The sequence below is a fragment of the Streptomyces sp. A2-16 genome (assembly GCF_018128905.1).
Taxonomy (GTDB): Bacteria; Actinomycetota; Actinomycetes; order Streptomycetales; family Streptomycetaceae; genus Streptomyces.
Map to the genome: position 1 here is coordinate 8,884,507 of NZ_CP063808.1, position 12,157 is coordinate 8,896,663.

11 protein-coding genes are annotated in these 12,157 nt (G+C 70.0%); 3 read left to right on the forward strand and 8 right to left on the reverse strand.

From position 1 onward, the window contains the following. Positions 1-19: 19 nt before the first annotated feature. The gene (locus IOD14_RS39785; RefSeq protein WP_123989734.1) at positions 20-1,159 is read right to left on the reverse strand and encodes a 5-(carboxyamino)imidazole ribonucleotide synthase; all 1,140 of its coding nucleotides are present in this window, start codon (positions 1,157-1,159) and stop codon (positions 20-22) included. A 178-nt stretch (positions 1,160-1,337) separates the two neighbouring features. Between IOD14_RS39785 and IOD14_RS39790 the strand changes: the two genes are divergently transcribed. Beyond that, entirely contained in the window at positions 1,338-1,856 is a 519-nt protein-coding gene (locus IOD14_RS39790; RefSeq protein ID WP_212672832.1) for a GtrA family protein, read from the forward strand. Positions 1,857-2,540: 684 nt separating this feature from the next. Here the strand turns inward: IOD14_RS39790 and IOD14_RS39795 are convergent. Together IOD14_RS39795 and IOD14_RS39800 are read right to left on the reverse strand one after the other, a co-directional pair. Beyond that, positions 2,541-3,815, reverse strand: coding sequence for an ATP-binding protein (locus IOD14_RS39795; RefSeq protein ID WP_123989736.1), 1,275 nt, complete (start codon positions 3,813-3,815; stop codon positions 2,541-2,543). Positions 3,816-3,862: 47 nt separating this feature from the next. After that, a complete protein-coding gene (locus IOD14_RS39800; protein ID WP_007382513.1) occupies positions 3,863-4,540 on the reverse strand; it encodes a response regulator transcription factor in 678 nt (225 codons plus the stop codon). Between the two features lie 296 nt (positions 4,541-4,836). Between IOD14_RS39800 and IOD14_RS39805 the strand changes: the two genes are divergently transcribed. After that, entirely contained in the window at positions 4,837-6,333 is a 1,497-nt protein-coding gene (locus IOD14_RS39805) for an oligopeptide:H+ symporter (protein WP_123989737.1), read from the forward strand. A gap of 90 nt (positions 6,334-6,423) precedes the next feature. Here the strand turns inward: IOD14_RS39805 and IOD14_RS39810 are convergent, their stop codons facing one another. From IOD14_RS39810 to IOD14_RS39830, 5 genes are all read right to left on the reverse strand, one after another. Continuing rightward, entirely contained in the window at positions 6,424-7,728 is a 1,305-nt protein-coding gene (locus tag IOD14_RS39810; RefSeq protein WP_212672833.1) for a hypothetical protein, read from the reverse strand. 2 nt (positions 7,729-7,730) lie between these two features. Further along, on the reverse strand, positions 7,731-8,822 hold the full coding sequence (locus tag IOD14_RS39815) for a hypothetical protein (protein ID WP_212672834.1): 1,092 nt from the start codon (positions 8,820-8,822) through the stop codon (positions 7,731-7,733). A gap of 227 nt (positions 8,823-9,049) precedes the next feature. Further along, complete coding sequence (locus tag IOD14_RS39820) at positions 9,050-9,742, reverse strand: LPXTG cell wall anchor domain-containing protein (RefSeq protein ID WP_123989739.1); 693 nt, start codon at positions 9,740-9,742, stop codon at positions 9,050-9,052. A gap of 132 nt (positions 9,743-9,874) precedes the next feature. Then, on the reverse strand, positions 9,875-10,369 hold the full coding sequence (locus tag IOD14_RS39825) for an ATP-binding protein (protein ID WP_123989740.1): 495 nt from the start codon (positions 10,367-10,369) through the stop codon (positions 9,875-9,877). 226 nt (positions 10,370-10,595) lie between these two features. Continuing rightward, complete coding sequence (locus IOD14_RS39830) at positions 10,596-10,976, reverse strand: STAS domain-containing protein (protein ID WP_123989741.1); 381 nt, start codon at positions 10,974-10,976, stop codon at positions 10,596-10,598. Between the two features lie 250 nt (positions 10,977-11,226). Between IOD14_RS39830 and IOD14_RS39835 the strand changes: the two genes are divergently transcribed. After that, positions 11,227-12,129: an RNA polymerase sigma factor SigF gene (locus IOD14_RS39835; protein ID WP_123989742.1), complete on the forward strand. Its 903-nt coding sequence runs from the start codon at positions 11,227-11,229 to the stop codon at positions 12,127-12,129. Positions 12,130-12,157 lie beyond the last annotated feature (28 nt).

Here is a 12,157-nt window from a genome sequence, read left to right on the forward strand (position 1 = left end):
ACGATGCCAACAACGGGGCTCATTCGGTGATCGTGCCTCTCAGGTAGCCGGCAGCGTGACGTGCGCGTTCGAGAACGTCGTCCAGGTCGTCGCCGTAGGTGTTGACGTGGCCGACCTTGCGGCCGGGCTTCACGTCCTTGCCGTACATGTGGATCTTCAGCTTGGGGTCGCGGGCCATGCAGTGCAGGTACGCGGAGTACATGTCGGGGAAGTCGCCGCCGAGGACGTTGACCATGACGGTCCACTTCGCGCGGGGGCGCGGGTCGCCGAGCGGGAGGTCGAGGACGGCCCGGACGTGGTTGGCGAACTGGGAGGTGATCGCGCCGTCCTGCGTCCAGTGCCCGGAGTTGTGCGGGCGCATCGCGAGTTCGTTGACGAGGATGCGGCCGTCGCGGGTCTGGAACAGCTCGACGGCGAGGTGGCCGACGACGTCCAACTCCTTGGCGATGCTGAGCGCCATCTCCTCGGCCCTGAGCGCGAGGGCCTCGTCGAGCTCGGGCGCGGGGGCGATCACGGTGTCGCAGACGCCGTTCACCTGCTGGGACTCGACGACCGGGTAGGCGACGGCCTGGCCGTGCGGCGACCGTACGACGTTGGCGGCGAGCTCGCGGACGTAGTCGACCTTCTCCTCGGCGAGGACGGGCACTCCGGCCCGGAAGGGGTCCGCGGCCTCCTCGGCGGAGTCGACCACCCACACGCCCTTGCCGTCGTAGCCGCCGCGGACGGTCTTGAGGACGACGGGGAAACCGTCGCCCTCGGCCGCGAACGCGGCGACGTCCGCCGGGTCGCTCACGATCCGGTGCCGTGGGCACGGCACGCCGATCGCGTCGAGCCGCGCCCGCATCACGCCCTTGTCCTGGGCGTGCACGAGCGCGTCGGGGCCGGGGCGCACGGGGATGCCGTCCGCCTCCAGGGCTCTGAGGTGCTCGGTGGGTACGTGTTCGTGATCGAAGGTGATCACGTCGCAGCCCTTCGCGAACTCGCGGAGCGTGTCGAGGTCGCGATAGTCGCCGATGACGACATCGCTCACCACCTGCGCCGCGGAATCCTGAGGGGTGTCACTGAGAAGCTTGAACCTGATGCCGAGCGGGATGCCTGCTTCGTGTGTCATACGCGCGAGCTGGCCCCCGCCGACCATGCCGACTACCGGGAACGTCACGACGACAGGGTATCGGTCACGCCACGGCGGCCGGATTCCGCGCCTCTTACCGGTCCTCTTACCAGCTTGTTTCCCTGTGTGTGAGTTCATCCACAGGCAACGGGTAGAGGGGATGGTTAGCATGAGTGAGTTGACGAAATCACTCGACTGACCGACCCGACTGGGGGACTGTACAACCATGGGACATGGTTCCTCAGGGCTGCGAAGGATCGTTCGCGAGGTCGCCAAATTCGGTGCGGTGGGCGGCGCGGGGCTCCTCGTCAACCTCGTCGTCTTCAACCTCGTCCGCCATCTCACCGAGCTTCCGGTGGTCCGGGCGAGCGTGATCGCCACGGTCGTGGCGATCATCTTCAACTACATAGGGTTCCGTTACTTCACGTACCGCGACCGCGACAAGAGCGGCCGTACGAAGGAACTGACCCTGTTCCTGCTGTTCAGCGTGGTCGGCCTGGTCATCGAGAACGGCATTCTGTACGCCGCCACCTACGGCTTCGGCTGGGACAGCCCGCTGCAGAGCAACATCTTCAAGTTCGTCGGCATCGGCATCGCGACCCTCTTCCGCTTCTGGTCCTACCGCAGCTGGGTCTTCAAGACCCTCCCGGCCCGCGAGGCCGTGGCGAGCGCGGAGTCCTTCCTGGAGGAAGCGGAGCAGGCGGCGAGCAGCAAGCCGACCCGGCCCAAGCAGCGGGTGCTCTGAACTCCGTCCACGCGCACGGGCTCGGGCGCACCGAGGGACATCCCCGACACCGGCTCGGCGCCCGGCCCTCCTGAGCGTCCCTGGGGACCGCGAGAAGCCGGCTGGACCGGAGCCCAGGCGTCCGACGCCGTGCGACAGGCCTCTCGAAGCCGAGGGCCCGCGCCCGGCATCGAGGCGGTGGGTCCACGGCGCAGACCCCTGGTCGACGGACAGCGCGATCACCAGCCGCTTCGCCCACCATGCCCGCGCGCTCCCGGACCTCCCGCTCGGCGATCCGGCGCCTGCACAGCGTCCCGCGCCACGAACCGGCCCGGTCCGGGCCAGACCCGGCTGCCGGGAGGCCCTGCGATATCGACCCGTCCGCGCACCGCCCCCGTCAGCACACCACCCGACACCCGCCTCAAAGCCGCACGGCCCGCGCCACGAACCGGCCCGGGGCCCCGCCCCACGTCCAACTGCCGCCAGGCCCTGCACACCGACGCCGTCAGCGCCCCGCCCGCCACGCGCCCCGAACCGGCCCAGGGCTCCGCCCACGTCCGGCTGCCGACAAGCCCCGCACACCGCCCGACACACGCCTCGAAGCCGCGCGACCCGCGCCCCGGCGTACGCCCCTACGGCCCGCCCGCCAGGTCGGCCCCGTCGGGGCGGCACTCGGCCCCGTCGTGGCGCGCGGGGCTCCGTGGGTCAGCGGACCATGGGCTCGTCGTCGTCCAGGGGTGTCGACTTCAGGGGGGTGCGGGAGAGGAAGAGGCCGAAGACCGGGGGTTGGGCCTGGAGCATCTCCAGGCGGCCGCCGTCGGCCTCCGCAAGGTCCCGGGCCACCGCGAGGCCGATGCCCGTGGAGTTGCGGCCGCTGATCGTGCGTTCGAAGATGCGGGCGCCGAGGTCGGCGGGGACCCCGGGTCCCTCGTCGGTGACCTCGATGACGGCCTGGTTGCCGGTGACGCGGGTGCGCAGCGCCACCGTGCCACCGCCGTGCATGAGGGAGTTCTCGATCAGCGCGGCCAGCACCTGGGCCACCGCGCCCGGCGTGCCGACGGCCGTGAGGTGCCGTTTGCCCGAGCTCACGATCGCCCGGCCCGCACTGCGGTACGCCGGCCGCCACTCGGCGAGCTGCTGCTGGATGACCTCGTCGAGGTCGAAGGTGACGGCGTTGCCGGCCCGCGGGTCACGGGAGTTCGTCAGCAGCCGCTCGACCACGTCCGTCAGCCGCTCCACCTGGGTCAGCGCGACGTTCGCCTCCTCCTTCACCGTGTCCGGGTCGTCGGTGAGGGTGATCTCCTCGAGCCGCATCGACAGGGCGGTCAGCGGTGTGCGCAGCTGGTGGGAGGCGTCGGCGGCCAGGCGCCGTTCCGCCGTGAGCATGCGGGCGATGCGCTCGGCGGAGGAGTCCAGGACGTCGGCGACCCGGTCCAGCTCGGGGACGCCGTACCGCTTGTGCCGGGGTCGCGGGTCGCCCGAGCCGAGGCGTTCCGCGGTCTCGGCGAGGTCGGTCAGCGGCGAGGCCAGCTTGTTGGCCTGGCGGATCGCGAGCAGCACCGCGGCGATCACCGCGAGCAGCGCCACGAGCCCGATGATCAGGAGGGTTCGGCCCACCTCCCGGGTCACCGAGGAGCGCGGCTCCTGCACGGTGACCGTCTCGCCCTCCTCGCCCTTCTCGGTGGAGCTGATGACCTCACCGGAGGGCCTGGTGCCGACCTCGATCGGATCCTTCCCGGGGATCCGGATCACGGCGTACCGTTCCTGCGCGACCTGGTCGCGCAGGATCTCGGTGGTCACGTCCTCCGCGGCGAAGAGCCGGCTGTCCACGATCCCGGCCAGCCGGATCGCCTCGGAGTCGACCCGCTCCTGAGCGCTGTTGCTGATGGTGCGGGTCTCGACGATGACGAGGGAGACGCCGAAGACGGCGATCACCACGAGCACCACGGCGAGCGTGGACTGGATCAGTCGACGGCGCATGTCCTCTTACCTGCTAGACGGATACCCCCGACCAACGCCCCGGGGGTTCAGCTCTTCTCGAAGCGGAAGCCCACGCCTCGTACCGTCGCGATGTACCGGGGGTTGGCCGCGTCGTCGCCGAGCTTCTTGCGCAGCCAGGAGATGTGCATGTCGAGGGTCTTGGTCGACGACCACCACGTGGTGTCCCAGACCTCGCGCATCAGCTGGTCCCTGGTCACCACGCGGCCGGCGTCCCGCACCAGCACCCGCAGCAGGTCGAACTCCTTGGCGGTGAGCTGGAGTTCCTCGTCGCCCATCCACGCCCGGTGCGACTCGACGTCGATGCGCACCCCGTGGGTGGCGGGCGGCTGCGCCGGCTCGGCTGCGCCGCGCCGCAGCAGCGCCCGGACCCGGGCGAGCAGTTCGGCGAGCCGGAAGGGCTTGGTCACGTAGTCGTCGGCGCCCGCGTCGAGCCCGACGACGGTGTCCACCTCGTCGGCGCGCGCGGTCAGGATGAGGATCGGTACGGCGTGGCCCTCGGCGCGCAGTCGGCGGGCCACCTCGAGGCCGTCCATGCCGGGCAGACCCAGGTCGAGAACGACCAGGTCGATGCCGCCCTGCATTCCGGCGTCGAGTGCGGTGGGACCGTCCTCACGCACCTCGACCTCGTACCCTTCCCGGCGCAGGGCGCGGGCCAGCGGCTCCGAAATGGACGCATCGTCCTCGGCGAGCAGTACACGGGTCATGAGCTGATGGTAGACCGCTCTTGACAGATGCTGGGGTGTGATCGCAACCCCATGATTCTTACCTTTCATGGATCCGGTGTGAACCTGTGAGTGTGGGGTGCCAATCCTGTAAGGGCCTTGGATTTCGGGTGTACGGTTCCTCGGTCACCTGTGATTCAGCTCTCAAGTCCTTCCATTTCCGTCAGTATCCTGTCGTATGGTGAATCAATGCCTGTCGCATCGTGGGGACCTTTGGCGCGTATCTGTCGCTGAAGGTCTCTTTTGTGTGCGGTAATCCCCACCAGCAAGGAACGACCATGGCGTCCAGCCTGACGAAGGACTCGGTGACTCCGGGCACCCCCGGTTCCGACACAGCCTTCTTCGGCCACCCCCGCGGACTGGCCACCCTCTTCATGACCGAGATGTGGGAGAGGTTCTCCTACTACGGCATGAGGGCTCTGCTCCCGCTGTACCTCGTCGCCCCCGGCGGCCTGCACCTCAGCGCCGCGACCGCGACCGCGATCTACTCCGTGTACGTGTCGCTGGTGTACCTGCTCGCGATGCCGGGCGGCTGGTTCGGCGACCGCGTGTGGGGCCCCCGCAAGACCGTCGCCGTCGCCGGTGCGGTGATCATGCTCGGTCACCTCACGCTGGCGCTGCCCTCCTCGGGCACCTTCTACGCCGGCCTCGGCCTGGTCGCGATCGGCTCCGGTCTGCTGAAGGCCAACATCTCCACGATGGTCGGCCACCTCTACGAGGGCCCGGACGACGCCCGCCGCGACGGCGGCTTCACCGTCTTCTACATGGGCATCAACCTCGGCGCCTTCGCCGCGCCGCTGGTCATCGGCACCATCGGCGAGAACGTCAGCTGGCACCTGGGCTTCGCCCTCGCCGCGGTCGGCATGGCCCTGGGTCTCGCCCAGTTCCTGATCGGCAGCCGCCACCTGGCCGACCGCTCCAGCGTCGTCCCGACGCCGCTGTCCCCCGTGGAGAAGGCCGCCACCCTGCGCAAGGCCGCGATCTGGGCCGGCATCGCCGTCGTCTTCTACGCGATCGTCGGCTTCTCCGGCCACTACACGCTGAACTGGATCCTGGTCCCGCTGACCCTGCTCGGCGTGATCATCCCGGTGATGGTCCTGGCCAACATCAAGCGCGACAAGGACCTGGACCGCACCGAGCAGAAGTCGATGTCCGCGTACATCTGGTTCTTCGTCGCCGCGGCCGTGTTCTGGATGATCTACGACCAGGGCGGCTCGACCCTGTCGATCTTCGCCGAGTCCTCCGCCGAGAACAGCGTCCTGGGCTGGACGTTCCCGGTCTCCTGGTACCAGTCGGTCAACCCCGTCCTCATCATGGCGCTGGCCCCGGTCTTCGCCTGGTTCTGGCTGGCGCTGAACCGGCGCGGCAAGGAGCCGAGCACCGCTGTGAAGTTCGCCTCGGGCCTGGTGCTCGTCGGTGCGTCCTTCTTCGTGTTCCTCGCGCCGCTGGCCATCGCGGACGGTGGCCACAAGGCCGCCGCGATGTGGCTGGTCGCGATCTACTTCGTGCAGACCGTGGGTGAGCTGCTGCTGTCCCCGGTGGGCCTCTCGGTGACCACGAAGATGGCTCCCGCGAAGTACGCCTCGCAGATGATGGGCGTCTGGTTCCTGGCGGTGACCGCTGGTGACGCGACGACCGGGTTGCTGTCCATCGCCGGGGTCGACCTCAACAAGACCGGCGTGGTGGCTCTGGAGGCCACGCTCGCCGTGCTCGCCGGTGTCGCGGTGTGGATGTACCGCAACCGGGTCAAGGAGCTCATGGGCAGCGTGCGCTGACACGACGTGCACGGAAAACCGCGGGGCGTCGGGATCCTGGTGGATCTCGACGCCCCGTCGGTTTCTGTGGGGTGCGCGGTCCCGCGCGCCTCAGAGCCTCCTGCGCCTGGGCATGAACGTGAAGATCGCGCCGCCCAGCAGCAGTGCCGTCCCTGCCACCAGACCCAGCGCCTTCAGCGCCGCGTGGTCGTCCGCGCCGGTCGCGGCCAGGCCGCCGCTGGTCGACGTACCGGACGACGATCCGCCGGAGCCCGACGAACCGCCCGACGCCCCGCCCTCCTGCTCCTCCGTGGTCAGGGTCAGGGAGACGGTCGTGCTGTCCGGCTTGCAGGTCGTGGTCGTGCCCAGGGCCTCGATCGTCAGGACACCCGGCGACAGCGTCGACTCACCCGTCGCACCCGGCTTGTACGTGCCCGTCATGTCCGGGATCTCTATCGGATCGCCCGACTTGATGGCCGCGGAGTTGGTGGGTCCCTCGACATGGACCGAGCCCTTGTCGTCGCCGCCCAGGGTCACCTCCATGGAGGGCTTGACCGAGTCGGCGGGGATGTCGGCGGGGCTGTCCATCGGGGAGTTCTTGAACTGCACGGTGAGGCCGTAACTGCCGCCGTCCTTCTTGGCGTTGATCTGGATCGTGGAGGTGGCCTTCTTCTCGCCGAGGGGCGACTGGCAGGTGTAGGGGATGTCGACCGCCTTGCCCGTGAAGTCGGTCTGGCCGTCGTCCGAGGACTTGGTCGGGCTCGGCGTCGGACTAGCCGTGTCGGTCGGCGTCGGGGTGGCGCTGTCCGTGGGATCCGAGGTCGGTGTGGGTGTCGGGGTCGACGAACCGTCTCCCTGCGCCACTTCGACCGTCCCCGCCGCCGGCACCGTCTGCGTCGGCGTGCACACCGTGTTCGTGCCCATCGCGTTCACCGTGTACGCGCCCGGCGTCAGCGTCACCTGCCCGGCCGCCGTCAGCTTCAGCGTGCCCTTCATGTCGGACAGCACCATGGCGCCGCCCTTGGGGATGGCCGGGTTCTCGCGCGGACCGGACATCGCGAGGTCGGCGGTCTGGGCGCCGCTCACCTTCAGCGTGCCGGTCGGCTGGACCGAATTGGCGGGCAGATCGATGATGTCGGGGTTTTTCGAGGCGGCCTGGGTGAACTTCCACACCACGTCGATCTCGTCCCCGACCTTCGCGTCCGCAGGCGCGGTGATCTCGACCTTGGTGGTGCCGTCGACGGGGTCGAGCCCGACGCCCGCGGGCGGTACGCACCGGGTCGCGAACGACACCTCGGCGGCCTGGGCGGGTCCGGCGGCGAGGCCCAGCACCAGGCCCGTGCCGACCAGTACCAGCGCCGCACCCGCCGCGCTCGCTCGTCTCGGCCCGCCGGCTGGTGGGACTCTCCTTCGCATGCTCACGTGGAACCCTCTCTGGTGGGAGTCGTGGGACTCGTCGGGCTGTCGTCGTGCGGTGCGGAGAGCCGGCCACCGACCGCGCCCGGATCTGCGTCCGGGGTGAACCACGGCAGGGTGGACGTCGGGGTGGCCGCGTGCGCGGCCGTGGAGGGCTTGAACCCCGGCAGGCGCAGGGCGAGTTCGGGCAGCCGCAGTCCGCGGTGCCGGATGCCTCCGGCCGGCCGTGGCCGTACCCGGTCCACCACCGCCATGCCGATGCGGAACAGCGCCGCGGGCACCACCAGGCAGACCAGGATCCAGAACAGGGTCACGCCCCAGGGCCGGCCCACGCCCCAGGGCTGCTCGGCCAGCACCTTGCCGCCGTACTTCAGCGACACGGTGTACTCGCCGTGCGCGCCGCCGGTCAGCTCGACGGGCAGTTCGATGCGCGCCTTCCCGCCCGGCCGGATCGTGCCGCGCCACTGCTGTTCCTCCCACTGCGGGGCGAACACGCCGTGCGCGGTGCCGACTTGGAAGACCGGGTTCCTGATGTCGGAGGTGCCGACGTTGCCGACGGTGAAGACGAGGGTGCGGGCGGGGGGCGCCCCGAACCAGGTCAGCAGGGAGCCGGAGCCGTCGAGCCGGGTGTCGGTGAGGACGGACAGCCGCCCGCCGCCCGTGTCCGCGGGCAGCGGTTCCACGGCGTGCCCGGCCACCTGGAAGATCGCGTCGGCCTCGGCCTTCGCCCCGGTCACGGTGGCCACGTGCACCACACAGGGGCAGGGCACCGGCGGCTCGGCGACGGGCAGCTTCCTGCTGAAGTGCCCCTTCGCGTCCGTGGTGACGGCCCGACCGTCCGCGTTGGCGCAGGAGTTGGTGCCGCCGGGCACCCCGCGCGAGGGCACCGCCTGGCCGCAGACCAGGATCATCAGCAGCGCCCGCGCCCGCCATCCGCTGCCGCTCACGGTGATCGAACCGCCGGTCCCCGCCTGGGCCTTGGACAGCTCCACCGTCGGCCTGTCGGCCGCGGTCGCCGTCCCCGCCAGGGGTGCGAACAGCAGCGCGAGCACCGCCACCAGCACCGCCCACCGCGCCTTGCCGCTCGGGCTCACGTCGTCGCTCCCGTCAACTCGGCCTCCGTACACGGGGATTCGGGCGCGCGTCCGGCCGTACGAGGCCCTCGACGCCGTACGCCGGACGAACCGCCCCCGGCCGGCACGCCGTCGGGCGCACCGGGCGACCCGTCGACGGCACGGTCCGGCGGGTCCGGCGCGGGTGGGACACGGGTGGGGGACGGCATGGGCGGCTCCAGCTGTCGTACGAGAGCGGACCGGGCCGCTCAGCGGCGCGCGCGGGCCGTCTGGTTGCGCCGGGTCAGCCACAGCGCGCCCGCCGCACCCGCGAGCAGCACCGTGCCGCCGAGCGTGCCGAGGGCGATCGCCGAGTCCGCAGGGCCGGTCTGCGGGAGGGCGGCGCCCTCGTCGCTGCCGCTGTCGCTCCGGGTGCCGCCGGAGGAGCCCGAGGCGGCGGTGACGTCGAGGGTCAGTGCGGCGCCGGGGCTGTTGGTCGGCGTGCAGGTGGTCGTCGTACCGAGCGCCTTGATGGTGAGGACGCCCGGCGTGAAGGTGACCTTGCCGGACTTCTTCGGGGTGTAGGTCCCGGTCAGGTCGTTGATCTTGATGGGGGTGTTGGCGGGGACGACGGCCTGGTTGGCGGGGCCCGTCACGTTCATCGTCCCGCTGTCCGCGCCGCCCAGCTTGATGGTGGCGCTCGGGTTCATCGCGCCCTTGCCGAGATCGACCGGGCTGGACGACACGCCCTTCTGCCACGACATGGTGATCTTGTAGCCGGCGCCGCTCTTGACGCCCTCGATGTCGATGGGCGAGACGGCGCTCTTGTCCCCGATCGGCGTCTTGCACTGGTAGTTGACGTTCACGACCTCGGCACGGGCAGCGGGGGCGGCCATCAGCACCGCCGAGCCGGCCAGAGCCGCGACGGACGCGAGCGCGGCGGTTCGTTTCGGGTACGACACGGTTCCGCTCCCCTTACTCGTTCCTGACGGCACATCAGATCGGCCGTCAAGGTACGCCGGGGCACCGGAGGAAGGAAGAGAAAGTAAGTGTCGGAACTGTGGGGACGGCTCCGGGTGAACACCGCGGGGATGCTAGGCGGGTGCTCCGAGCTCCGCCCACACGGTCTTGCCGATCAGCCCGGGAGCCCGTACGACTCCCCAGTCCAGGCAGAGCCGCTGCACGATGAACATGCCGTGCCCGCCGGGCCGTCCCGCCCGGTGCGGAGTGCGCGGCGCGGGCTGTCCGGTCCCCCGGTCCGAGACCTCGAGCCGGATCACCTTGTTGTCGCAGGAGATCTGCAGCTGGTCCGGGCCCTCCGCGTGCAGGCAGGCGTTCGTCACCAGCTCGGAGACGACCAGCAGCACGTCCTCCGCCGCGGCCCGCCGGTCGGCGGACGCCGCCGGCAGCCATCCCCACGCGTGCAGTGCCTGCCGGGTGAAGTCGCGTGCGAGCGGGACGACCCCGCTCTCCCCCTCGAAGCTCAGCCGACGGACCTGCCGTCCCGTCGGCACCTCGGCTTCGCCGCCAGGCTCCACGCTGGGCTCCGGGTCACGGTCGCCCGGCGAGTAGGGCCGGGTGGTGCTCATCAGCGCTTCACCTCACCGATTCACCGGTTCACGATTCAAAACGTCACTGCATGGTCGCTCACCGAACAGTCAGTACGGATGTCTCCTGCCCGGGCGGACCGGTGGAACACCCCCGCATTCGGGACGTTTGTCCGCCACGAGAGGTGTGACACCCGCTGGACACCGGCCGCACAAGACGAACGGGGCCACCAACGGGACCGCCGCGGCCGCCGCCCGGGTCACCGCCTCAGCCGCCGGTCTCGCCGGCCAGGGCCTCCTCCAGCGTGTCGTGCACGGTGAAGACCGCGTCGGCCCCCGTGATCTCGAAGACCCGCGCCACGACCGGCAGCATGCCCGCCAGATGCACGCCACCCCCCGCCGCCTCGGCCTTCAGCCGCGCCCCCAGCAGCACATTCAGTCCGGTGGAGTCACAGAACTCCAGCCGTGTGCAGTCGACGACAAGCCGGCTCTTCCCTTTGGCGAGGCATTCCTCGAGTGGCTCACGCAACAAATCGGCCGTGTGGTGATCCAACTCACCTGCTGGAGTCACGACGGCACTGGAGCCCTCTTGCCGCACCTCAACCAGAAGCCGGCCAGACTGTGCGCTGCCGACCGTCCCGCGGTCCATGCCGTCTCTCTCTCCCGACGTCGTGGCTGCTGATGACGCCCTCGAACACTACGCCTTCTCCACACCCTCCGACACCCGAACAATCACCCACAAACGGACATAACCACACAGAACACACTTGCGGTCGTGTCGGGGAACCGGGTAGGGCTAGTAGAGACACGTACTCGACACGGCCGGCTTTGGAGGCGCCGCACACCGCAGTGCACGAACTGGCTTCGGCAGCCATATGCCGAGAACGATGGAGGACATCATGTCACCCCGGCTCGACGCCTCGCATACCCATCAGGCGACGTCGACATCCCCCCCGGAACATCTGGATCCCATCGAGCAGGACAGCGAAGGCGATGTGCTCGCCGGGCTTCCGGAGATCCCACCGTTCGAAGAGGTGGGGGCGGTGGACGCACGAGCGCTCTCCAAGACCCTCTTCGCGCGCCTGGAGTCGCTGGAGGAGGGCACGCACGAGTACTCGTACGTCCGCAACACGCTCGTCGAACTGAACCTCGCCCTGGTCAAGTTCGCCGCCTCCCGGTTCCGCTCCCGCAGTGAGCCGATGGAGGACATCATCCAGGTCGGCACCATCGGCCTGATCAAGGCGATCGACCGCTTCGAACTCAGCCGTGGTGTGGAGTTCCCCACCTTCGCGATGCCAACCATCGTGGGCGAGATCAAGCGCTTCTTCCGCGACACGTCCTGGTCGGTGCGGGTGCCGCGCCGTCTTCAGGAGCTCCGGCTCGACCTGGCCAAGGCCGGCGACGAACTGGCCCAGAAGCTCGACCGCGCCCCCACCGTGGCCGAGCTCGCCGAGCGCCTCGGGCTGTCGAAGGAGGAGGTCGTCGAGGGAATGGCGGCGTCCAACGCGTACACCGCCTCCTCGCTGGACGCCCAGCCCGAGGAGGACGACTCCGAGGGCGCGCTGGCCGACCGCATCGGCTACGAGGACCACGGGCTCGAGGGCATCGAGTACGTCGAGTCCCTGAAGCCGCTGATCGCCGAGCTCCCCTCCCGGGACCGCCAGATCCTCTCGCTGCGCTTCGTCGCGGGCATGACCCAGTCGGAGATCGGCGACGAGCTCGGCATCTCCCAGATGCATGTCTCGCGGCTGCTGTCGCGGACTCTGGTACGACTGCGCAAGGGCCTGACCGTCGAGGAGTGACACCTCGGCACCACTGACCTGCGCGTGT